This window comes from Rhodobacter sp. 24-YEA-8 (genome assembly GCF_900105075.1).
Taxonomy (GTDB): Bacteria; Pseudomonadota; Alphaproteobacteria; order Rhodobacterales; family Rhodobacteraceae; genus Pseudogemmobacter.
On the sequence record NZ_FNSK01000001.1, the window covers coordinates 2,493,057 to 2,516,906 of the forward strand.

Genomic DNA, 23,850 nt, shown 5'->3' on the forward strand with positions numbered 1-23,850 from the left:
CATTTTGTTGGAAATCTGCGTCCGTGAAGTGATCCGAAGCCGGTAGAGGTCACTCTGCTGGCTTTTTTCTGCGCCAAGTGAGGTCGAGACCCGGCGAAGTCGCCTCCCTCCCACCGCAAGCCCACAAGGCATAAGTGCGCGCCCATGCGACTCACGGCCCGTAGCCGCTGGTCGCTCAGACAGTATGTTGCTTTGCCGCATTCCCGGAAGCTGCCGTTCGTCTTGCTCCGCAGCAAACAGCTTTCAAGGATGGTAGCGATGCGGGACAATGCTGCTGCTTGCGGCTCCGGCATCTTGCCGCCTTCACTCGGGACATGAAACCAACAAGCAGAGAAAACCGAACTTCGAGTGCCGCCGCAGGACGGCCCTTGGCAACAGCGGCAAAGCGATCTCTCAATCAGCGCAAGGCAAAGCGGGACAGAGGCTGCGGAGTGGTGTCGTAAAGTGGCAAAGGTCTTTGTCACGAAACCTCTATTCGAGATACTGCCCGTGAGCATGCCGGGCCAGGAGGGTAGCAACAGCCGCAACATTCCCGCAATGATCTGGCAGCAATGGAGGCTGAGAGGTATAGATGGTCATGTCGACAGCCTTGCGCACCTTGCGGTTCTTTCGCATGGGGATCATGGGCAGGGCGTTGCGGCTCTCGATGTCTTCCCGAATTTTATCAGAGTCATAGCCCCTGTCGGCGACCAGAACGGCGGGCTGTGGCAGATTGTCGGCCATCACCAGATCGTAGCCGGTGTAGTCGGAATCCTGCCCTGGCGTGATCTCGGTCCTCATCGGGAGGCCTGCGCCGTTGACCCGCAGGTGGATCTTGGTCGAGAAGCCACCTCTCGAACGGCCAAGAGCCTCTTGTCAGCAGTCCCCCTTTTGCGCCCGCCGCATGATGATGGGCGCGGATCACAGTGCTATCAACCATCTGGAGCTTGTCTGGCGCGATCCCAGCGTGGTTCAGCGCGTCCAGGATACGTAGATTTGCTTCAAAGGCAGCAATGTTCGATATCGCGGTGACAGCCGAGAGTAGTTTTCGAGGACAAGCTCGACAAACTGCTCGCCGTCGATTTGCCGCAGCTTGGGTCGGTTGCGCTCTAGCTCCATTGACTGCCGACTGAAGGACCCCAGTCCGATAAAAAGCCCATACTCCCCTTCGCCCAAAGTGCCGAGCAACTGGTCGACTTCCGGGCGCGGAACTTGGTCGGTCTTACGTTTGCACTGGACCTTCAAGATCGGCGGTTCAAACCCCAGCTTGTCGCGATGCGCGATCACATCGACCCCGCCATCGCCTGGCTGCCGAAATCCTCGTCATGCCGCCATAGCGGATGAACGATCACGAAGGTGTCGCCACCTTTGCGTTTCTCCCTCAGTGCTGGGAGCTTCGAGGGTCCGTGGATCTCAGCCACCAGCGAACCTGGGCGCATCCCGGCGACGGCTTTCGCGAGTGCGAACGCGCTATCGTGCCAGCCCCTCGTCTTTGGAATCCGGCCCATAGCCGCCGGACGGAGGCATAGGATGCTCGTGGCCGTATCCTCCAAAGCGGCCGTTCGTGGCGCGAAGCAGAAAACCCAAAAGTAGCTGTGGCCTGAACTGAGTGGGCGAGCTTCTGCCCATGCCAGATGGCCTGACACTGAGGAGGGTCTTTGGCCGCCCCATGAGTCGGAGAATCCGGGGTGATGGTGTGCTGTTTGCGGGGCTGTCCTACAACTGCCCGGCCCTGCGGGAGATGTTCCTGCACGCCCCTGAGCGTGAGGTCGAAATCCGCACCGATCTTTTCGACCTGGGATGGATCGCCGTGAAAATCGGGGATGGATGGCATGCCGCGATCTGTAATCACCAGGGATTTGTGGGCGTCAGGTATACGGATTGCCAGGAAGCCTGCCCCGCCCTCAGCGTCCCTTCCAGACCGGGTCGCGTTTTTCGGCGAAGGCTTTCGCGCCTTCCAGCTGGTCTTCCGAAGAATAAAGCCGGTCCACCGTCGGCATCAGCCGTTTGGTGATGCGGTTCAGCGCATCCTGAAAGCGCATGTTTTCCGCTTCGCGCACCACTTCTTTGATCGCGGCATAGACCAGCGGCGGGCCGGATTCCAAAAGTCGCGCGAGCTCCCAGGCTTTCGGCAGCAGCTCGTCCGGCTCGCAGATCTCCTTGATCAGGCCCCAGCGCAACGCCTCTTCGGCGTCGAACCAGCGGCCCGTGAGCAGCAGATCCATCGCCACATGATAGGGGATGCGTTTGGGCAGCTTGATCGAGGCCGCATCTGCGACCGTGCCCGAACGGATTTCCGGCAGCGCGAAGGTCGCAGTCTTTGACGCGAGGATCAGATCCCCCGAAAGCGCGAGTTCCAGCCCGCCACCGCAACAGATACCCTGAACCGCGACGATCACGGGCTTGTTGAGATTGGGCAATTCCTGCAACCCGCCAAAGCCGCCAACGCCGTAATCGCCGTCTACGGCGTCGCCCTCGGCGGCGGCTTTCAGATCCCAGCCGGGGCAGAAGAATTTCTCGCCGGTCGAGCGCAGGATACAGATGCGCAGGCTGTCATCATCGCGGAAATCGCGGAAGACAAGGCCCATGACGCGGCTCGTCTTCAGGCTGATCGCATTGGCCTTAGGCGCGTCGAGCGTCACTTCAAGAATGGCGCCCTCGCGCCGGGTTTTTACCGGTCCTTCGACCCGCATCTGCATCTCGGCCATCAGTCTCTCCGTATCAGGGCATCCACCGCCACTGCGCCCATTTCGCGCAAAAGCACCGGATTGATTTCAATTTCTTCCAGACTGTCATCGCCTGCCATCAGATGGCCCAGCCGGACGGCAATCGTGGCAAATGCCGCAACATCCGCCTTTGACCGGCCGCGATAGCCGTCAAGCAGCGGCCAGAGCCGCAGGTGCCGCATCGCAGAGAGGATCTGCGCCTCATCCGCCGGCCAGACCAGGGTGACGGTATCCGCCAGCACTTCCGCCGTGACGCCCCCCATGCCGATAGTCAGGGTCAGGCCGTAAACCGGATCGCGGCCAATCCCGAGAAGCATCTCGGCGATGATCCCTGTCACCATTTCCTCGGCAAGATAGCCGGTGGCACCGGGCATCTCTGCCTCGCCCTCCAGAGAGGCAAGGCCAAGCCGCACCGCGCCCGCCTCGGTCTTATGCGCGAAACCGAGGCCCTTGAGCGCGATGGGTGCCGTCAGACCCGTCGCCTGCGCCTGCACCTCGGCAAGCGTGACGCCGGTCACTGCCCGCGGCACCGGGATACCGGCTGCCGCCAGCAGCGCCTTGCCCTCGGCCTCGGTCAAAAGCCGCGTCTCGCGCGGGGCAAGGGCTTTGACCGGCTCCCAGCCGGGGGCGCCTTCGGGCGTCTGCGCCGCGCGGATCGCCGCCAGCGCGGTCTCAAAGCCCAGCAGCGTGCAGACCCCCTGCTCCATCAGCCCCTGTACCCGTGCCTCGCCGAAATTCTCTGAGATCGAGACCACGGGGAAGGCCGGTTTTCCGGTCGCCTTCTGCGCCGCGACAATGGAGTCGAGCGCCGGGAAATAGCTCGACGGGTCGCAGCGGTCGTCCCTCGGCATGTCGATCACATAGAGCCCGGCGTCATAGGGCTCCAGCATGGCGCTGAAAACCTCGGTGGTCTTTTCCAGATCACCCCAGATGAAAGTGTTGTAATCCAGCGGGTTAGCAATGGTGACAATTGGCCCGAGCGTCTCGGAAAGCCGCGCGCGACTGGCCTCGGGCACCGGCGGGAAGCTGAGCCCGAAAGGTGCGGCCAGATCCGCGGCCATACCGGCCTCGCCCCCCGAACAGGACAAAGAGCAGAGCTTTGTCCCAAGGCGCGGCCCGTGAAGATGGAAGATCTTGAGTGTCTCGATCAGCTCGGAGGGGCTGTTGACCTCGGCAATCCCCAGCTGCGCGAGGAAGGCCGAAGAGGCCGCACCGCCCCCCGCCAGCGAGGCCGTATGCGAGGCGGCAGCCACGCGTGAGGCCTCGGTCTTGCCGGATTTAATCGCGACCACGCCCTTGCCCATCTCTGCCGCCCGATGTGCCAGACGGGCAAAGGCGGGCGCGTCATCGATTCCCTCGATATACATCCCGATGGCGGTGACGCGCGGGTCGTCAAGCAATGCACCCGCCAGTTCGGCCAGCCCGACTACAGCGGCATTCCCCAGACAGGCGACATAGGCGATCGGCAATCCGCGCTGCTGCATGGCAATATTGACCACGACATTCGAGGATTGACTGAGCAGCGCCACCCCCTTTTCAACGCGCACGCCGCCATGCTGATCCGGCCAGAGCAGCGCCCCATCGAGATAATTGATCACGCCGTAACAATTCGGCCCGAGGATCGGCATATCACCTGCGGCCGCGACAAGGCTCTGCTGCAGCTCCGGCTCGCCGGCCTCTGTCCAGCCAGCCGCGAAACAGATGGCACCACCGGCGCCACGTTCCGCAAGCTCGCGGGTGACCTCTACAGTCGCGAAACGGTTCACCCCGATAAAGGTGGCATCCGGCGCCTCTGGAAGATCCGCGACAGATGCATAGGCCTTAAGCCCGCCGATCTCGGGCTTACTGGGATGGATCGGCCAGACCGGCCCGTCAAACCCCATCTTGCGGGTCTGTTCAATTACGTTAAGCGCCCAGCCCGCACCAAGAACGGCGATATGCCGGGGGCGCAGCAATCTGTCGAGCCGGTTCATGCGCAGCCCCCCCGCGCGTGCCCGATCCCGGATCCGCCGAGGGGGGCTGTCTGCCCCCCACGGCGCCGCAAAGCGGCGCCTCCCCCCGAGGATATTTTCGGACAGATGAATTCCAGAACCAGTTCCCCTGCCCCGACGAAGCGGGGCAGGGTTTCACCTGTCGCGGCCATCGGCGTCCCCGCCTGTACCGCCAAACCAGTGTCGTGGGATTTACTTAACATTTGGTTTTCAGCTGTCTCTAAATATCCTCGGGGGTCCGGGGGCAGACAGCCCCCGGCACGGTTGGCAACCGGCTCAGCCATGGGAAGCTACGGCGCTGTCCACATGGCCCAGATCGCGCTCCGGCCAGACATGATCCCGGATCAGCTTCTTCAGCTGTTTCGAATCCGGAAAGCCGCCCTGTTCCTTGCGATCCCAGATCACGGCGCCATCCAGCTCGATTCGAAACACGCCGCCCGTTGCCGGCACCAGCGTCACCTCATGCAGGTCCTGGCCAAAGGTCTGCAGCAATTCCTGCGCCATCCATGCCGTGCGCAGCATCCAGTTGCATTGCGTGCAATAAGTGAAGCGGATTTTCGGGCCCGCAGCCTTTTCGACCGGATCCGCCATTCAGCCCCCCACCGCGCGCAAAAGCTCGCGGGAGATGATGTGGCGCTGGATCTCTGAGGTGCCCTCCCAGATCCGTTCCACCCGCGCGTCACGCCAGATCCTTTCCAGCGGCAGTTCATCCATCAGCCCCATGCCGCCATGGATCTGGATCGCCTCATCCGCCACCATCGCCAGCACTTCGGTCGCCTTCAGCTTTGCCATCGACATATCGGCTTCGGTGACCGTGCCCTGGTCATATTTCCAGGCAGCCTCCCGCGTCAGCAGCTCCGCCGCTTTCAGCTCCATCGCCATATCGGCGAGCTTGAAGCTGACGCCCTGGAATTTGCCGATCTGGCTCCCGAATTGTTTGCGTTCCGCCGAATAGGAGATCGCGTGGTCCAGCGCCCGCTCTGCCCGGCCGAGGCAGGTCGAAGCGACCTGCAGCCGTGTCGCGCCCAGCCAGGAATTCGCGACCTCAAAGCCCTTATGCGGCTCGCCAAGCACCTGCCGTTTGTTCACCCGGCAATCGTCGAATTCCAGCACGGCATTGGTGTAACCGCGGTGGCTGACATTGCGGTAGCCTTCCCGCACAGTGAACCCCGGCGTGCCTTTATCGACGAAAAACGCCGTGATCCGCTTTTTCGGGCCGCGTGGCGTGTCCTCTTCGCCTGTCGCCATGAAGACGATGGTGAAGCCCGCCAGATCAGCATGGCTGATGAAATGCTTGGTTCCGTTCAGGATCCAGTCGTCGCCATCTTCGCGCGCCGTGGCCTTCATGCCGCGCAGATCAGACCCCGCCCCCGGCTCGGTCATCGCAAGGCAATCCCAGGTCTCGCCCCGAATGCACGGCATGAGATATTGCTCGCGCTGCTCGGCATTGCCCGCCAGGAGGATGTTCGAAGGACGCGCGACGCAGGTCCAGTGCAGCGCATAATTGGCGCGCCCCAGCTCTTTCTCATACAAAAGCCAGGACAGGGTATCGAGGCCCGCACCGCCGACCTCGGCCGGCATATTCGCGGCATAAAGCCCGGCCCCGATGGCTTTTTTCTGGATCTCGCGGATCAGATCCAGCTCCAGCACGCCCGAGCGCTCCACCTCCGCCTCATGTGGGTAAAGCTCGTTCTCGACGAAAGCGCGCGTCGTCTCGACGATCATCTTCTGTTCTTCGTTCAGGCCAAAATCCATAACGTCAGTCCTTCTTCTGGCCAACGGCGCGGCCCGCGCCCTCGGGCAGCGGCAACCCGGCCTGGGCCTCCGCCACCGCCTTCAGCTTCGCCCAGACTTCCGGCGCGGCCCGTACGGTTTTTCCCGCCTTCGTATCGACATGCAGGCAAAGCTGCTCAATCGTCGCGACCACCTCGTCGCCTTTCAGGATCCGCACAAATGACCGGAACCGTTTCTCATCGGCCGAGATGATCTGCAGCGTGCCGGTGAGCCTGTCACCGAGCTTCGCCTCGCCGAGATGGCGGATATGGGTCTCGGCAGAGTAATAGCTGTGCCCCGCCTCCACATAGTCCATCCCGGCCCCGATCAGCCGCAGGAAGGCATCCGCCACTTCCGAGTTGCAGAAATAATAGCGGCTCTCGGTCATATGGCCGTTATAGTCGATCCAGCCCGGCAGCACCTGCATATGGGCCATGACCAGCGGCGCGGCCTTCGGCCCCTGATCGGTGTCGGCATGGAAGATTGCCGCGCGGCGCGCGTCATGTTCGCGCAAAACCTTGCCCGCCCCCCAGTTGCGTTCTTTCAGCGCCCGCAGGAAGCCCACGAGGTTCTGATCACGGATCCGCTCCAGCTCGCGAATGCCATACATCCCCGATTGCGCATCAGACTGGGAAGACACCAGCTCGACCAGCTCGTCATTGAACTCCGGCACATCCATCAGCTTGGTCCAGGGCCATTTCAGCGCCGGGCCGAACTGCGCCATGAAATGCTTCATGCCCGCTTCACCGCCCGCGATGCGATAGGTCTCGAAAAGCCCCATCTGCCCCCAGCGAAGGCCAAAGCCCATGCGGATCGCCTCGTCGATCTCCTCGGTGGTGGCGACCCCGTCTTTGAGCATCCACAAAGCCTCGCGCCAGACCGCTTCGAGGAAACGGTTGCCAAGAAAGGCGTCGATCTCCTTGCGGATCACCAGCGGGAACATCCCGATGTCTTTCATGATCTGCACGGTCTTCTCGACCGTCCCGGGCGTATTCTTCTCCGACCCCGAGATCTCCGACAAAGGCAGCAGATAGACCGGGTTGAACGGATGGGCGACGATGATGTTCTCGGGCGCCGGCGACCCCGTCTGCAGATCAGACGCCTTGAACCCGCTCGTCGAAGACCCGATCAGCACGCCGGGATTGGCCTGCTGCAGCTGCGCATAGACCTTGTGCTTCAGCTCGATCCGCTCGGACACAGACTCCTGTACATATTCCGCGCCCTCGACCGCCTCGGCCATGGTGTCCGCAAAACTCAGCTTCCCCTCCGGCGGCATCGGCACATCCGACAAAGCCGGCAAAGCCAGCCGCGCATTCGAGAGCACCGCATTGATCTTGCGCTCTGCCTCCGGATCGGGGTCGAACACCGCCACATCCCAGCCATTCAGCAGAAACCGCGCCGTCCAGCCTCCGCCAATGACGCCGCCACCGATAATCGCCGCCTTACGCGCCATAGCACGCGCTCCCTTCCCTGACCCCGGCCCTCCATTGCTGCGGGAGAGCCTTTTCATCTGTCTCTAAATATCCCCGCCGGAGGCATCCGCACCCGGCCAGAGGCGCCTCACTTCGGCAAAGGCGCCCGCTTCTCCAGCTTCAGCCGCGCCCGCACCTCAGCCGGCGTGATCACCCGCGCGCCGAGGTTCTCGATGATCGTCACCGCGCGCTCCACGAGCTGCGCATTGGTCGCAAGTACGCCCTTGTCGAGCCAGAGATTATCCTCAAGCCCGACCCGCACATTGCCGCCCGCGATCACGCTCGCCGCCACATAGGCCATCTGGTTGCGCCCAAGCGCAAAAGCCGACCAGTGCCAGGATTTCGGCACATTGTTCACCATCGCCAGGAAAGTGTTCAGGTCATCCGGCGCGCCCCACGGCACCCCCATGCACAGCTGCACCAGCACCGGATCGGGGATGATCCCCTCATCAGCCAGCGCTTTCGCGAGCCAGAGATGCCCTGTGTCAAAGGCCTCGATCTCGATCCTCGTGCCGGAGGCCACCATGCGCTTCGCCATATCCCGGAGCATCCCGGGCGTATTGACCATCACATAATCGGCCTCGTTGAAATTCATCGTGCCGCAGTCAAGCGTGCAGATCTCGGGGCGGCATTCGACCACATGCGCCACCCGCTCGGCAGCGCCCGCCATATCGGAATTCGCCGCCATGCGGTTCATGGTCTCGGTGCCGTCAAACAGCATATCGCCGCCCATGCCGGCGGTCAGGTTCAGCACCACATCGGTGCCCGAATCGCGGATGCGTTCGGTCACTTCACGATAGAGCGCCGGATCACGCGCCGGTTTGCCGGTCTCCGGATCACGGACATGGCAATGCACCACTGCCGCACCGGCCTTGGCGGCATCAATCGCCGAAGCTGCGATCTGTTCCGGCGAGCGCGGCACATGCGGGCTGCGATCCTGCGTCCCCCCCGACCCGGTCACGGCACAGGTGATGAAAACCTCGCGGTTCATGGTCAGCGGCATGGGAGACTCTTTCCTGTAGCATGGGGCCTGTTGCGCCCGAGATTATCCGGCTTGCCCGCGCACGCTTTGCGATTTACGAATTTTTCATGACGGAAAACGCTATCTTCTCATCGGCACGCGGCCCGCTGACCATTGCGCTCCTTGTGCTGCCCCAGGCCTCGATTCTCGAGGTCGCCTCGGCGCTTGATCCGCTTCGCAACGCCAACCGCCAGCTCGGGCGTGAGCTGTTTCGCTGGCGCGTGGTCTCGCCGGATGGCCAGCCTGTGCCCCTGACCTGCGGCTTGTCGCTGCCCTCTGACGGCCCACCCGGCCATGCGGTCGGTGCCGATGCGCTGATCGTGATCTCGGGCTACCGGCTTGACGAGGTTGCAACCCGCCCCCTGATCCGCGAACTGACCCGTATCGCGCCCCGGTTCCAGCTGGTCGGCGGGGTTGACAGCGCCCCCTGGGTGCTCGCCCGCGCGGGTCTGCTGAACGGCTACCGCGCCACCGTTCATTGGGAAGATCTGGAAGATCTCGCCGCCCGCCATCCGCAGATCGAGGTCGTGCCGGACCGCTTCGTGATCGACCGCAACCGCGTGACGATCGGGGGCGCGGCACCGGCGCAGGATTTCATGCTGCATCTGATCCGCGCCCGCCATGGCGCAGGCCTCGCGCGCCAGGTCGCGAACAGCTTTCTGACCGGCGTCCGCCCTGGCCATGAGCCACAAATCGCGCCTTTGCGCCGCGACCCTGCGCTCGACCCGCGCGTCACCGCAGCCGTGCGGCGGATGGAGGAGCGGATCGACCAGCCCGAATCCGCCGCCGCGACCGCCCGCGCCGTCGGTCTTTCGCCACGCCGGCTGGAGATCCTGTTTCGCGACTCTCTGGGCACCACCCCTGCGGCCTGGTGCCTGACGCTTCGGCTCCAGGCCGCACGGAGGATGCTGACGGACACACAGCACCCCCTGGCGGAAGTGGCTCTGCGCACAGGGTTTTCCGGCCCCTCCACCCTGTCCCGCGCCTTCCGCAATGCCTGGGGCGAGGCCCCGGGCGCGCTGAGAAAGCCCCCCAAAGCGAAGTCGTAAAAGTCTGAAACCGGCATTTCAAATTCCTCTTGCGTCACCCCCGCGAGAGGCGTAATCCCGGCGGTGGGACACCTCTCCCCAACGAGAGGCATTTATCTGCAAGGATACCAGATATGGCACTCACCGCCCCGGCCGCGCGCCCGGTTAATCCGCGTTTTTCTTCGGGCCCCTGCGCGAAGATCCCCGGCTTTTCCCTCGATATGCTTGCTGATGCGCCTTTGGGCCGCTCGCACCGTGCCGCTGCCGGCAAGGCAAAGCTGAAAGAAGCCATCGACCTTACCCGTGACATTCTTGGCGTTCCCGCGGATTACCGCATCGGGATCGTCCCCGCTTCCGATACCGGCGCTGTCGAAATGGCGCTCTGGTCGCTGCTTGGTGCGCGAGCCGTCGAGATGCTCGCCTGGGAGTCGTTTGGCGAAGGCTGGGTCACCGATGTCGTCAAACAGCTGAAGCTCGACGCCACCGTGCGCAAGGCGCCTTACGGTGAAATCGTTGATTTTGCTCAGGTCGATTTCAATAGGGACGTGGTTTTCACCTGGAACGGCACCACTTCGGGCGTGCGTTTGCCCAATGCCGATGTGATCCCGGCGGACCGTGAGGGCCTCACCATTTGCGACGCCACCTCGGCGGCTTTCGCGATGGATCTGGACTGGGCGAAGCTTGATGTGACCACCTTCTCCTGGCAGAAAGTGCTGGGTGGGGAGGGTGGCCATGGCGTCCTGATCCTGTCGCCGCGCGCGGTGGAACGGCTGGAGACCTATACCCCGGCCTGGCCGCTGCCGAAGATTTTCCGGCTGACCTCGAAAGGCAAGATCTCGGAAGGGATCTTTGTTGGCGAGACCATCAACACGCCGTCCATGCTCTGTGTGGAAGATTACCTCGTCGCGCTGAAATGGGCGAAAACCATCGGCGGGCTGAAAGGTCTGATCGGCCGGTCGGAAGCCAATGCGGATGAGGTCAAAACCTTCATCGCAGACAAAGACTGGATCGCCAATCTGGCGGTGGATCCGGCAACGGCCTCCTGCACCAGCGTATGTGTGAAATTCACAGATCTGCGCATCACGGATGGCGCTGCATTCGCCAAAAATGTTGCAAAAAGGCTGGAGGCTGAAGGCGTGGCGCTGGATGCCGGAGCCTATCGGGATGCCCCTCCGGGTCTGCGCATCTGGTGTGGCGCAACGGTCGAGCAGGCCGATGTGCGCGCGCTGATGCCCTGGATCGAATACGCCTTCAACGCCGAGATTGCGGCGCTGACTGTCGCGGCCTGATCGGTTTTCGGGGGCGTCCGCGCCCCCGCCCCTCACAATTCTCTCCCCCTGAGACCCCCATTCAAGGAGCCCCGCAATGGCCCCCCGCGTTCTTGTATCCGACGAATTGAGTGAAACCGCCGTTCAGATCTTCCGCGACCGTGGCGTCGAGGTCGATTATCTGCCGAAGCTTGGCAAGGACAAAGAAAAGCTGGCCGAGATCATCGGTCAATATGACGGGCTGGCGATCCGCTCGGCCACCAAAGTGACCGAGAAGCTGCTGGCTTTGGCCACCCGGCTGAAAGTGGTGGGCCGCGCCGGGATCGGTGTCGACAATGTCGATATTCCGGCGGCATCGAAAAAGGGCGTGATCGTGATGAACACGCCGTTCGGCAATTCGGTCACCACCGCCGAACATGCGATTGCGATGATGTTTGCGGTGGCGCGGCAGCTGCCCGAGGCGAGCGTTTCGACCCATGCCGGCAAATGGGAAAAGTCGAAATTCATGGGGGTTGAGCTGTTCAACAAGACCCTCGGCGTGATCGGAGCCGGCAATATCGGCGGCATCGTCTGTGATCGCGCGGTGGGTCTGAAGATGAAGGTCGTGGCCTTTGACCCCTTCCTGTCGGAAGAGCGCGCGAAACAGCTGGGTGTGACCAAGGTCGAGCTGGACGAATTGCTGGCGCGGGCCGATTTCATCACGCTGCATGTGCCGCTGACCGACAAGACCCGGGGCATTCTGAACGCCGAGACCATCGCGAAAACCAGGCCGGGCGTCAGGATCATCAACTGCGCTCGGGGCGGTCTGGTCGATGAGGCAGCGCTGGCTGAAGCTCTGAAATCGGGCCATGTCGCGGGCGCGGCCTTTGACGTGTTTGAAACCGAGCCGGCGACCGAAAGCCCGCTGTTCAACCTGCCGAATGTGGTTGTGACCCCGCATCTTGGGGCCTCGACCACCGAGGCACAGGAAAATGTCGCACTGCAGGTCGCCGAGCAGATGTCGGATTACCTGTTGACCGGTGCGGTGCAAAACGCGCTGAACATGCCGAATGTGACCGCCGAAGAGGCCACTGTGATGGGCCCCTGGATCCGGCTTGCGTCCCATATCGGGTCGTTCATCGGGCAGATGACCGATGAGCCGGTGAAGGCGGTGAACATCCTCTATGACGGTCGCGTGGCGGAGATGAACCTGCCGGCGCTGAACCAGGCGGTGATTGCGGGTGTGCTGAAGGCGCATAATCCGGATGTGAACCTCGTCTCGGCGCCGAGCGTGGCAAAGGACAAGGGGATCCAGATCTCGACCACGCGTCAGGACAAGTCGGGTTCGTTTGACGCCTATATCAAGGTCACGATGGTGACCGACAAGCGCGAGCGCTCGGCCGCAGGCACGGTATTCTCGGATGGGAAGCCGCGGTTCATCCAGATCAAGGGCATCAATATCGACGCCGAGATCGGGGCGCATATGCTCTACACCACCAATGACGACGTGCCGGGGATCATCGGTCTTCTCGGCATGACCATGGGCAAGAACAACGTCAATATCGCGAACTTCACCCTCGGCCGGTCGGCAGTGGGCGAGGATGCGATTGCGCTTCTGTATCTTGACGGGCCGATTGACGCGAAAGTGGTTGATACGCTGGAGGCGACGGGCATGTTCCAGCAGGTCAAACCGCTGGTGTTCGACGTCGCCTGAACTGGCTGGCTTGCAGGGGTTTCACACCCCCCGCAAGCTGCCGGTGCCTTGAACCGGTGGCGTCTCCGTCGGCTTGCCCGTGGGAAATTTGAGGACAGATGAAATAAAAAAGGGAGCCGTTCCGGCTCCCTTTTCCTTTTCAGGCGTGGTTGCCCCAGGGACCATGATGGATCGGCTTTCCGTCGAGCCGGTCAAAGCCATGGGCACCGAAGAAGTCGCGCTGACCTTGCAGCATATTGGCGGTGCCGCGGGCGGTGCGCATGAGGTCGAACCAGGCGAGCCCGGCCGAAAGTGCGGGCAGGCTGTGGCCTTTGAGCGCGGCGGTCGCGACGACGCGGCGCAGCGCCTCGTGATGCTGTTTCAGGAGCGCGGTGAAGGTCGGTGCGAGGATCAGATTGCGCGCGGGGTCTTCGCTCAGGGCCTGAGCCATCTGGTCAAGCATCGCCGAACGGATGATGCAGCCTTCGCGCCAGACCTTGGCGCATTCCGGCAGCGGCACGCCCCAGTTCCAGGTTTTCGAAGCCGCATCCAGCATGGTGAAGCCCTGGGCATAGCACAGGATCTTGCCCGCGATCAGCGCGCCTTCGAGGTCTTTCAGGCTGAGCCCGCCGCCGAGCGGCTGCGGCCCGGCACCGAAGACCGCCTCGCCCGCCTGGCGTTCGTCCCGCCGCGCCGAGACATTGCGCGCCATCACGGCGGCCTCGATCACCGGGACCGGTGCGCTGAGATGCTGCGCCTCGATCGCGGTCCAGCGCCCGGTGCCTTTCTGGCCGGCGGCGTCGCGGATCACATCAAGCATGGCGGCACCGGTTTCCGGATCGGTCGCGCGGGCGACCTTGCCCGAGATCTCGATCAGGTAAGAGCGCAGCGCGCCTTCATTCCAGGCCTCGAACACCGCGGCGATGCCGGGGGCGGCCATATCCATACCGTCGCGCATAAGGCCGTAAACTTCAGCAATCATTTGCATATCGGCATATTCGATGCCGTTATGGACGGTTTTCACGAAATGCCCGGCCCCGCCCGGCCCCATCCAGGTGGCGCAGGGCGTGCCGTCATGTTTCGCCGAAATTGCCTCCATGATCGGGGCGACGCGGTCCCAGGCGGCGCGCGGTCCCCCGCCCATGATCGCCGGACCGTGACGGGCGCCCTCTTCGCCGCCCGAGACCCCCATGCCGATAAAGGGCACACCCTGCGCGACCGCCTCGGCGGCGCGGCGTTCGGTGTCGTGGAAATTGGCATTGCCGGCGTCGATGATCAGATCATCGGGCCCCAGCAGCGGCCGCAGCGCCGCGATCATCTGATCGACCGCATCGCCCGCGGGCACCATCAGGATGATCGCACGCGGCACGGCAATCGCCGCCACCAGATCTTCCAGCGTCTCGGCCGGGGTGAGACGCGCGGCCAGATCCCCGGCCTCTGCATGGAATTTCTGCGTCACATCATGGCTGCGGTTCCAGACCGCGATCCGATGTCCCTTTTCCGCGATATTGAGAGCGAGGGCCGCGCCCATCACCCCGAGCCCGACCAGACCGATTTCTGCAAGCGCCATCTGAGTCTCCTGAACTGATTTGCCCCCGTTTAGCTGCCGCACCGTGTTAGCGCAAACACTCCCTGCGGATCTTTGTCGGTACAGGTCAGGATTGGCTTGCGGCGAGAGGGCTGTCGGCCTAAGCCTTGCCCGATCTCGCGGCCCGCGGCAATGCCGGGCATGCGGAACGGATGCAGGAGCCCCCTATGCGCAGCTATGCAATCGGCGATATTCATGGCCATCTCGACCTTCTGAAACGCGCACATGAGCGGATCGCGAAGGATATCGCGCAGCACGGTCCGGCGCCGGTGGTGCATCTGGGCGATCTTGAGGATCGCGGGCCGGACAGCCGCGGCGTGATCGACTGGCTGAAGACCGGCATGGAGCGGGGTGAGGACTGGGTGGTGCTCAAGGGCAATCACGACCGGCTCTTCACACAGTTCATCCATGACCCGTGGTGGGCAGATCCCGCGCTGTCAAACCCCTATAACTGGTTGCATCCGGCGGTTGGCGGGGCCGAGACGCTGCGCTCTTACGGCATCCGCGCCGCCGGGGATCGCCCCATCGATCCGGTACATCGCGAGGCAGTCGACAGGGTAGACCCGGCGCATCTGGCCTTTCTGGAAAGCCGCCCGACCTCGCTTCGCCGTGGGGATGTGTTCTTTGTGCATGCCGGCATCCGGCCCGGGATTGCGCTGGAGGACCAGGCCGAGGATGATCTCGTCTGGATCCGCAAGGGCTTTCTCGACGACAATCGCGATCACGGGCCGCTGATCGTCCATGGTCATACTGCGCTTGATCAGGCCAGACATTACGGCAACCGGGTGAATATCGACAGTTCTGCCGCCTATGGCGGGCCGCTCACCGCCATTGCGATTGACGGGCGCGAGGTGTTTTTGCTGACCGATCTGGGCCGCGTACCGCTGCGGCCAGAAAGCGCCTGAAGCCGGTCGGGCAAAGGTCGATCCCGCAGGTTTGCCTGGTCATCAGATGGGCGAGAGCGATGTGCTGATCACCAGGCGCACTGGCGGTGGATCAAGTGCGACGCCCGGTTTCCGATCCGGAAAGCGGCCCGGAATTTTTAGAAATTCCGACGCGGGCGGGGCGGGTCACCAGAGCCGCACCCTTGAACGGGCGGAGCGGCCCTCGGCGTCAATGACACTCAGTGTCACGAATCCGGCGCCGGAGAGCGCGAGGATGATTTCGCGATCCGGCGACCCGACTGCCATCGGCGCGCCGTCGATCAGCCAGGTGAAGGGCGCGGTGCCGCCTGAGACTTTCACCTTCAGGCCCGGGCGATCCTCGCTCGTGCGCAAAAGCTCCACCTCGGCCCCATCGGGCGGGAAATCGACTTTCGGCGCGTTCACTTCGGCAAAGGCCGCATTGCGGGGGCGGAAACGTTGCAGGGGCGGCGGCAGCTGGCGGTTCGCGACCAGCAATGTCGCAGCAGGCGCGGGCGGTTGCGGGGTCAGCGCCTGTTTCAGCCGGGAAAAGGCCTGAAACAACACCGGAGCAGCCACATCGGCACCAAACGCCCCCGGCACCGGCGTGCCATCGGCGCGCCCCATCCAGACCCCGATCACATGTTGCCCGTCATAGCCGATCGCCCAGGCATCACGATGGCCGTAGGAGGTACCGGTCTTATAGGCCAGCCGGTTCGCCGGCGCGCCGGGCGGCGGCGCAAGGCCTGCGAGGATATCCCCCACCTGCCAGGCCGCAACGGCCGAGACCACGCGGGCGCCCCCGGCACGTTCACCGTCAAGGCGCCAGACCAGCGGCAGCGCCACGCCGCCGCGCGCCAGCGCGGCATAAAGCTGCACCAGATCCTGAAGGCTCACCCCCACGCCACCAAGGCTCACCGCGAGCCCGGGCTGATTGCCGGGAATGCGGTACTTCATCCCGGCCTTGCCCATCGCCGAAATCAGCTTTGCCGGTCCGAGCGCATCGGTCAGCGCCACCACCGGAATGTTCAGAGAAAGCTGCAACGCCTCGCGCAGCCGCACCTCGCCGCGATATTGCCGGTCGAAATTCTGCGGCGCATAGGTGCCGAAACTCATTGGTTTGTCATCGATCACCGTCTCGGGATGGGCGAGGCCCTCGTCAAAGGCCAGCGCATAGACCAGCGGCTTCAGCGTCGATCCCGGAGAGCGCAGCGCCTGGGTCATATCGACAAAGCCCTGGCGTTTTTCATCCTGAAAGCCCGAAGAACCGACCGAGGCAAGGATCTCGCCGGAACGGTGATCGGCGACCACGATCGCGATCTGCATCTGGCTGCCGCGCGCGCGGACAGTTTCCGCCGCAAGGGTCTCAAGCCGCTTTTGCAGATCCCTGTCGATGGTCAGGATATGTTCGCCCAGCGTCGGATCGGCGGTCCGGGCCCGGTCTGCAAGATGCGGGGCGAAGGCCGGGAAAGGCTTGCGGATCCCCGGCACGGGTTCGGTCAGGGCGGCCCGGGCTTCTTCACCCTCGATCAGCCCGAAACGCACCGCACGGTCCAGTACCCGGTCGCGCGCCGCCTCGGCGCGGTCGGCTGCACGGTCGGGGCGGCGGCTTTCCGGGCTTTGCGGGATCGCAACCAGCAAGGCCGCCTCGGCCGGGGTCAGGCGGGTCGGCTCCTTGCCAAAATAAGACAGCGATGCCGCCCGCACCCCTTCGAGATTGCCCCCGAAAGGCGCAAGCAGCAGATAGAGCGAGAGGATCTCATCCTTGGAAAGTTCGCGTTCCAGTTTCAGCGCGACCCGCATCTGGCGCAGCTTGCCGCCGACCTGGCCCGTGGTGCCCTCTTCCAGAAGCCGCGCCACCTGCATCGTCAGGGTCGAGCCACCCGAGACAACGCGACCAGACCGCGCGGCCTGTAAAACCGCCCGTGCCAGCGCCTGGAGATCGACGCCGGCATGATCGCGGAAGCGCCGGTCCTCGTAATTCAGCAGCATGTCGATATAGCGCGGATCCACGGAGGCCAGATCGACCCTGAGCCGCCAGCGCCCATCCGACACGGTATAGGCCCTGAGCAAATCGCCATCGCGGTCCTTGACCTCGACCGATGTGGCCAGCGCCAGCGGCGGCAGCACGGTCGCATCGATCCAGCCGTCAAAGGCATCGCGGGACCCTGCGGCGAGCCAGAGGCCCGCCGCAAGCGCAAAGATCCAGCGCGCGCGCATGATCTTACCCCGCCATCTTACTCGGCGTTGACCGTCAGCCGTCCGCTGTCGGTGCGGGCGCGGAAGTCAGGCCGGTACATATCTTCGACCGAGGCCGCCGGGTGGTGGTAATTGCCAGGGCTGATCGCCCGCACAATATAGGCCACACGGAAAGCATCGCGCGACGACCAGTCCACCTGGGTGATGAAACGGTCCTGGCGGAATTCGGAATGCGCAGTCTGCCCCAGCACATTCAGCCACCCGAGTTGCGAGGTATCGCCGCCCGAGATCAGGTTCGGGTTGTCGATCTCAAACCCTGCGGGCAGCGGATCGGCAAGGATCAGGCGGCCATCCGAATAATCCCAGGGCGTCACTTCCAGTTCGACCACATAGCGGTTGCCGGTGACGACCTTGTCCAGCTCCACCGCTTCGCCATCAAGCGTGTAGTAGCTGCGGGTGATCGTATAGCCATTGCCGCCGGCGGGTTCGGGCTCTGACGGCACGCCAAAAGTGGTGACGGTCAGATAGGTGTCACGCCCTTCATTCTTGACCACGACAGGCGCGGCGCCGTCCTGGATCACCCTGACCAGCGGCCCTTCGGCCGGTTTGCCGTCCAGCGTGACGCCCGAGACATCCGGCGCGTCGATCAGCGCATTCGTCGCCATCAAGGCCCAGGTCGCTTCCTGGGTCGAAAGATAGCGCGGTGCGATGGCGATACGGTTGACCAGTTCCTCGCGGTCAATCGCCGTGCTGCCAGCTTCGACCGCGAGGGTCAGGATCGCAGCCGTGTCCCGGTATCTGGTACCGTAATCGGCGCGCAGTACCTGGGTGTCCGTATCCGAGGGCAACGCGAGGATCTGCGCGCCGGCCTTGCGGAACATCGCATCGGCCCGGGTCTGGTCGCCATAAGAGGCCAGAGCCGCACCAAGCTGCGCCTGCGCCAGCGGAGTGGCGAAATCATCGCCCTTCACATCGGCATAGTAACGCAGATCCCCGATCGCCGCGGCCCCTTCGCGCGCCAGAACCATCAGCGCATAAGCCAGATCCGTGCCGCCGCCCTGGGTATTGGCGTCGAAATTCGACGCGTAATTGACGCGATTGCGAAGATTGGTCAGCGCATTGCGGAAGGCCAGATCCGGCACCGCATAGCCCTGGGCCCGTGCCCGGCTGAGGAAGTCGGTGACGTAGCTGTCAAGCCACAGATCCCCCGAGGACGGTCCCCAGAGACCGAAGCCGCCGCCGGAGCCCTGATTCATCAGGATCTCGGACACCGCCTCGTCGATCCGTTTCTGGATATCTGCGGCATGTTTCAGATCCATCACCCGTGCCACCTGATCAAAGTAGATCAGTGGCATGGCGCGGGAGGTCATCTGCTCGGTGCAGCCGTAAGGGTAGCGGTCCAGCGATGCCAAAAGCCCCGGCGCATTCAGCCGTGCAAGCGGGCCGATGGCCATGACCGATTTGCCAGTGCCGCGCACCATATCGGTAAAGACCGCCTCGTCGAAGGTGAAGGTCTCGCCCGCTTTCAGATCAAAGCGCGAGATTTTCGCGATTTCCGGGTCATTGACCTGGATCGGCAGTTTCAGATCCTTGATCAGCTCCTTGCCATCCGGCGTGGTCAGCGCCACGCGGATCTCGGACAGGCCAACCCCGCCTGCGATCACACCGACGCTGAATTCCGCCTTGCCTTTATCGGCAAGGGTCAGGCTCGCCGGCACGTCTCCAAGCGTCAGATCCTCCGAGGTCACCGCAAGCTTCATCTCACCCGAAGGGCCGCTTGCATGGACGATCTCCAGCAAGAGCCGGCTCTGATCGCCAGGTGCCATGAAGCGCGGCACCGAGGCGGTCACCACCACCGGGTCGCGCACCAGGACATTCTTGTCGGCCTGACCGACGCCGGTCTTCGACCAGGCCACGGCCATCACCTTCACCGAGCCGTTGAAGGAGGGCAGGTTAAAGGTCGTGCGGGCATAGCCATCGGCCCCCACTTCGACCGGGCCGGTGAAATAGGCCACCAGCTCTTCGGTCGGAGGCGGGGTTTGCAGCCGCGCCTGGGCCCCTGCGTCCCCACCCGAGCGCACCTCGCCTTCGGCCCCGTTCAGCCCGTCGATCAGACGGCCATAAACATCACGAATGCCGATGCCGAGCTTGCGCTGGCCGAAATAATAGCCCTGCGGATCCGGCGCCTTGAAACCGGTGAGGTTCAGAATGCCCTCATCCACAGCCGCGATGGTGACATAAGCGGTCTCGCCGGGCTCAACACCCTCGACCCTGACCGCGACATCCATCGGGCCGCGCGGATCGACTTCATCGGCCATTTCCACCATGGTCGTCAGGGCGCGTTTGCCCGGATCGACCTTTGCATAAGACAGACCAAGCGCACGCGAGGGCACCCGTCCTGCCGCCACATCCATCGGACGCAGGACCGAAGCCGTCACATAGACGCCGGCGCCCCATTCATCGGTGACAGTCAGCGGGATCAGGTTCTCGCCTTCCTTCACCTCGACCGCTTCCATATGCACAAGGCGGTTCGAAAGCACCGTGATAAGCGCGGTGCCTGCAGCACGTGGCACGATCCTCAGCTGCGCGGTCTCGCCCGATTTATAGGCCGGCTTATCCAGCGACAGTTCCAGCGTGTCGGGCGTCGATGACACATCGGCCGGCGCATACCAGCCCGACCAGAAGCTGGTGGAGGTCACAGCGGTCTCGCCGTCGATCCGTTCCACCTTCAGCTCATACTCGCCCCAGTTCACCGGGATCGAGATCGCCACCGGATCACTGCCGCCCAGCGTCGCGGAGCCTTCCGAGACATGGCTGCGCGTGCTCACCGGCTCCCAATACCAGCTGCCATAGCTTTGGTACCACTGCCAGTCATTCTCCAGTCGCGTGAGGGTCCATTTGACCTCCATCGGGGCCGGTTTCTGATCAGGGCCAATGCCTTGCAGGAGGAAGCGCGCCTCAGAGCCCTGCCCCACCACACCGTCGAATTCCGGCTTGATGCCGATCATCGCGCTGGCAGGCGTCACGTTCTTTTCGACGCGGCGCTCCACCGGGCGGCCCGAGCCTTCGGCAACCCGCACCACGGCGGTCGCGGTCAGCGGGCGGTCGGCTTCCAGACCATCCGCGCCGGGCAATGCGAGGTCGAGCTGCGCCTTGCCCTCATCATCGGTGGTGCCGCTCTGGTAGCTGTCCATCCGCGAGTCGAAGGGCTGGTCATGGCGGCCAAAGACATAGCCCGGCCAGGATTTCAGCCCCTGGGCCGCACGCAGATAGATCTCGCCCTCGATCTCCATCCCCGAGGCAGGCGCCCCGAAGAGATACTTCGCGGTGAGGTCAATATTCATCCAGGGATCCGCCAGCGACAGATCGGTCTCACCGGCGTCGAGGGTGAAATCGATGCGTTCGGGCAGGAAATCCTCGACGAGGAAGGTTTTCGACACCAGCGCTTCTGCTTTGGTATCGGCAAAGATCGCCAGCGACCAGGTGCCGCGCGGCGCAGTGCCCGCAACCGGAAGCTGGAAGACATAGCCGCCCGCGCCCTGATCCGAGATCAGGCTGCGGGAATATTCGACCCCATCGGGACGGGTCAGGATCGCGGTCAGCGGCAGGCCGGTCACGGCCTCGGCTTTCGGGTCGCGCGCGATGGCGGTGGCATAGACGGTTTCGCCCGCGCGGTAGGCGCCGCGGTCGGTGGTCAGGAAGACATCAACCGGCGGCGCGGCCTCACGGCCCTCGACGCCACGATCCGACAGGTCGAATTCCGGATCGGTGAGCGAGAGGAAGGAGATATCCTTCTCGCCTTCCGTCACCACAAGCAAAGCCGGAGCCGCGCTGCCGGTGCCACGCATCAGGCCCGGCTCGAAAATGGCATAGCCCTGAGCATCGGTCACGGTCTCGGCCAGCGGGCTGTTCGCCCGGTTCAGAAGCTGTACCTTCACGCCTTCTTTGGCGCCGGCGGTTCCGAGGCTGCGCACGAAGACATGCAGCCCGTCGACGCCGGTCATGCTGGTAATCCCCAGATCCGAGACCACAAACCATTGCCAGGCCGGCGGGAAATCATAGGCATCCTTGCCCGGCATCGCGGCGCGCAGCGCATAGATCCCGGCCTCGCGGCCCTGCAGCGCCTCGACCATCGGCAGACGGGTGGTGACATCCTTATTCACCTCGATCTTCATCGAGGCGGTGCCTTCCCAGACCATCTCACCGATCTCATCGGTGAAGGACCATTCCGAATAGTAATTGATCGGCGTGCCGAAATAGTCGTTCTGGATGGCGCGCAGCATATTGCGGTCGCTGACGCGGTAGAGCTGCAGTTCCAGCGTGTCGAGATTGACGGTTTCGACCGGCAGCGCCGCATCGCCCGATTTCGGCAGCACATAGCCGCGTCCGGGGAAGCGCACGGCCGCCGTGCGGTCGCCGACATAGGCATTGATCTCGATATCCTTGGCCAGCGTCTGACCGTCAGCCGCCGGGAGACCCTCGCGGAAGGTCAGCGTATAGCGTTCGCCATGGGTCAGACCGGTGACGCAAAGCCGGCGCTGATCGGCCAGCTCCACCGCAGTGCCGCCGGCGGGCAGGCGCACATAATCGCCGTAATCGACATCGACAGGTTTCAGGTCTTCGGTAAAGACGGCGCAGATGCGCGGACGGGCCAGATCGGATTCAACCTGATGCTCCTCGATCCGGAAACCATATTTGCTGATCGCCTCGTCAAGCATTGCAGCAGTGTCATCCCGCGACTGGAGCGATTGTGCGAGGCGCAGCGCCTGCACCATTTCGCGCCCATTGCCGCGTTCTTCCATCAGCTGCGCCGCAAAGACGAGGATCGAATGGCGCTGCGCCTTGCTTTCGGCGCGCAGATAGGCGTTCAGCGCGCCGTAAAAGGCCTGGGATCTGTACCAGCCCCGGTCGCTCGTATTCTGCTGATCCGCCGCGGCTTTGGCGCGACGGGCATATTCCGCCCAGGTGTCGGCATCATCGATGATGGCAAGCGCCGCGCCGGTCCTGTCAACTGCTGCGGTAAAGCTGGACCGGGCCTCGTCTCCTGCTGCCTCGCGCAGCAGATCATCGGCGCTCTGGTCGCCGGTCGGATGGGTGCTGCCAATCGAGCTGGCACGATTGAACGCGGCGGTGAATTCGTCATCGGGCAGGAAGCTCAGCTCGGCACGCCGCTCTTTTGCACGGGCCTGCGCGCCTGGCGCTGCTGCGACCACCCAGGCCGATTGCGCACCGATAAAGCTTTCGGGCCCACCGGGATCGGATTTAAGGAAACAGCTGCCATTGCGGCTGTTGAAGGTCCAGGCGTCACATTGGGTATTGGTGACACAGGCGCGTTCACAGGCCTGGACGGTCGTGTCGAAGACCGAGGCGATATCGCCGCCCACAAGATCCGAATCCAGCATCACGACCGAGCGCCGTTCGGGGATCAGATCCTGGGCCAAAGCCATTCCGGGCAGGGCGATCGTGGCCGCCATCAAAAGACTTCTGACGAAATTACGCATCACAATACTCCCGTTCCGCCTGCCATGACGTCTCTTTCAGCTTCGCACGCGTCCGCCCCCCGGGGCAAGTGCCGGGAAGGTCAGGCGGGCGCGAATAAACATGCGGGAGAAAGGAACTTCTCCCCTGTTAACTCCTGCTTCATTTTGAAGGGAGAAGGTGGTCCGGAATACCGGACTTCTGGACAGAATTTCAGATCCGGCACAGCGAAACCGGGTTCCTGGATCATGACGGCGATGGATCTGTCAGAACGACTGACCATGGAAAGGCGAGCGAGGCTGGCAGCAGAACGTCTGCTGGCCTGGCGTGTCTGCGAACTCGCCACCGCCGAAGAGCGGCTGGCGCGCCAGAACCGCAGCATCGTCCGGCCCCAGCGCCTGGCCTCACCCAATGTGGCAAAACCCGAACGAGCAGCCCTTGCCGCTGCCGCCGGCGCATCCTCTGAGATGTCTGTCACTCAGGCCGGGCCCTCTGATCCCCTCTCAACCGTGGCACCACCATCCAGAGCCCCCCTATGCCCAGCCGTCGCTCCGCCTGGAACGCCGGTCACTCTGGTCACGGCCGCAAATGCGGACCCGTTGCTGCCCCCCCTGACCCGGACAATGCCTGCCGCGCCCCATGATCCACCTTTCGCCACCATATCAGCGCAAGAGGCCCTGGCCGCGGATACAAAGCATTACTCAGCGCAGCCCCGCAATCACACGCAGAACGCAGTGCCTGCACCGACACCTC

General features: G+C 63.6%; 16 protein-coding genes and 1 pseudogene. 5 read left to right on the top strand and 12 right to left on the bottom strand.

Annotated elements, in window-relative coordinates; all coding sequences use genetic code 11:
• Positions 1-564 precede the first annotated feature (564 nt).
• The 3 genes and pseudogenes from BLW25_RS12210 to BLW25_RS24395 all read right to left on the bottom strand — a co-directional run.
• A pseudogene (locus BLW25_RS12210) lies at positions 565-967 on the bottom strand (transposase); the annotation flags it as partial.
• The gene (locus tag BLW25_RS12215; protein ID WP_092899402.1) at positions 952-1,266 is read right to left on the bottom strand and encodes a restriction endonuclease; all 315 of its coding nucleotides are present in this window, start codon (positions 1,264-1,266) and stop codon (positions 952-954) included. The gene BLW25_RS12215 and the pseudogene BLW25_RS12210, both read right to left, overlap by 16 nt.
• Entirely contained in the window at positions 1,263-1,400 is a 138-nt protein-coding gene (locus BLW25_RS24395; RefSeq protein ID WP_171909541.1) for a hypothetical protein, read from the bottom strand. The genes BLW25_RS12215 and BLW25_RS24395 overlap by 4 nt, the downstream gene beginning before the upstream one ends.
• Before the next feature lie 248 nt (positions 1,401-1,648).
• Between BLW25_RS24395 and BLW25_RS25345 the strand changes: the two genes are divergently transcribed.
• Positions 1,649-1,993: a Mu transposase C-terminal domain-containing protein gene (locus BLW25_RS25345; protein ID WP_366268283.1), complete on the top strand. Its 345-nt coding sequence runs from the start codon at positions 1,649-1,651 to the stop codon at positions 1,991-1,993.
• Here BLW25_RS25345 and BLW25_RS12230 read toward each other — a convergent pair.
• The 6 genes from BLW25_RS12230 to BLW25_RS12255 all read right to left on the bottom strand — a co-directional run bounded on the left by BLW25_RS12230 (position 1,884) and on the right by BLW25_RS12255 (position 8,944).
• Positions 1,884-2,687, bottom strand: coding sequence for a carnitinyl-CoA dehydratase (locus tag BLW25_RS12230; RefSeq protein ID WP_171909542.1), 804 nt, complete (start codon positions 2,685-2,687; stop codon positions 1,884-1,886). The genes BLW25_RS25345 and BLW25_RS12230 overlap by 110 nt on opposite strands.
• Entirely contained in the window at positions 2,687-4,678 is a 1,992-nt protein-coding gene (locus BLW25_RS12235) for an acetate--CoA ligase family protein (protein ID WP_092899408.1), read from the bottom strand. Before BLW25_RS12235 ends, BLW25_RS12230 begins: the two co-directional genes overlap by 1 nt.
• A 294-nt stretch (positions 4,679-4,972) precedes the next feature.
• A complete protein-coding gene (locus BLW25_RS12240) occupies positions 4,973-5,287 on the bottom strand; it encodes an Rdx family protein (RefSeq protein WP_092899410.1) in 315 nt (104 codons plus the stop codon).
• On the bottom strand, positions 5,288-6,451 hold the full coding sequence (locus BLW25_RS12245; RefSeq protein ID WP_092899412.1) for an acyl-CoA dehydrogenase family protein: 1,164 nt from the start codon (positions 6,449-6,451) through the stop codon (positions 5,288-5,290).
• 4 nt (positions 6,452-6,455) lie between these two features.
• Positions 6,456-7,922 carry a carnitine 3-dehydrogenase gene (locus BLW25_RS12250; protein ID WP_092899414.1) on the bottom strand — a complete coding sequence of 489 codons (1,467 nt, stop codon included), beginning with the start codon at positions 7,920-7,922 and terminating at the stop codon, positions 6,456-6,458.
• A 107-nt stretch (positions 7,923-8,029) separates the two neighbouring features.
• Complete coding sequence (locus BLW25_RS12255) at positions 8,030-8,944, bottom strand: 3-dehydrocarnitine:acetyl-CoA trimethylamine transferase BcoG (RefSeq protein WP_092899416.1); 915 nt, start codon at positions 8,942-8,944, stop codon at positions 8,030-8,032.
• Positions 8,945-8,964: 20 nt separating this feature from the next.
• Between BLW25_RS12255 and BLW25_RS12260 the strand changes: the two genes are divergently transcribed.
• The 3 genes from BLW25_RS12260 to serA all read left to right on the top strand — a co-directional run bounded on the left by BLW25_RS12260 (position 8,965) and on the right by serA (position 12,951).
• Positions 8,965-10,011: a GlxA family transcriptional regulator gene (locus tag BLW25_RS12260; RefSeq protein ID WP_249497480.1), complete on the top strand. Its 1,047-nt coding sequence runs from the start codon at positions 8,965-8,967 to the stop codon at positions 10,009-10,011.
• 113 nt (positions 10,012-10,124) lie between these two features.
• Complete coding sequence (locus tag BLW25_RS12265; RefSeq protein WP_092899418.1) at positions 10,125-11,279, top strand: phosphoserine transaminase; 1,155 nt, start codon at positions 10,125-10,127, stop codon at positions 11,277-11,279.
• Positions 11,280-11,355: 76 nt separating this feature from the next.
• Positions 11,356-12,951: a phosphoglycerate dehydrogenase gene (gene serA, locus BLW25_RS12270; RefSeq protein WP_092899420.1), complete on the top strand. Its 1,596-nt coding sequence runs from the start codon at positions 11,356-11,358 to the stop codon at positions 12,949-12,951.
• A 139-nt stretch (positions 12,952-13,090) separates the two neighbouring features.
• On the opposite strand, the gene gndA is transcribed toward serA, so the two are convergent.
• A complete protein-coding gene (gene gndA, locus BLW25_RS12275) occupies positions 13,091-14,500 on the bottom strand; it encodes an NADP-dependent phosphogluconate dehydrogenase (RefSeq protein WP_092899422.1) in 1,410 nt (469 codons plus the stop codon).
• Positions 14,501-14,685: 185 nt separating this feature from the next.
• Here gndA and BLW25_RS12280 point away from each other — a divergent pair, with 185 nt between their 5' ends.
• Positions 14,686-15,423, top strand: coding sequence for a metallophosphoesterase (locus tag BLW25_RS12280; RefSeq protein WP_092899424.1), 738 nt, complete (start codon positions 14,686-14,688; stop codon positions 15,421-15,423).
• Positions 15,424-15,588: 165 nt separating this feature from the next.
• Here BLW25_RS12280 and pbpC read toward each other — a convergent pair whose 3' ends face one another.
• Together pbpC and BLW25_RS12290 are read right to left on the bottom strand one after the other, a co-directional pair.
• Positions 15,589-17,643: a penicillin-binding protein 1C gene (pbpC, locus tag BLW25_RS12285; RefSeq protein WP_092899426.1), complete on the bottom strand. Its 2,055-nt coding sequence runs from the start codon at positions 17,641-17,643 to the stop codon at positions 15,589-15,591.
• 14 nt (positions 17,644-17,657) lie between these two features.
• On the bottom strand, positions 17,658-23,120 hold the full coding sequence (locus BLW25_RS12290; protein ID WP_092899429.1) for an alpha-2-macroglobulin family protein: 5,463 nt from the start codon (positions 23,118-23,120) through the stop codon (positions 17,658-17,660).
• Positions 23,121-23,850 lie beyond the last annotated feature (730 nt).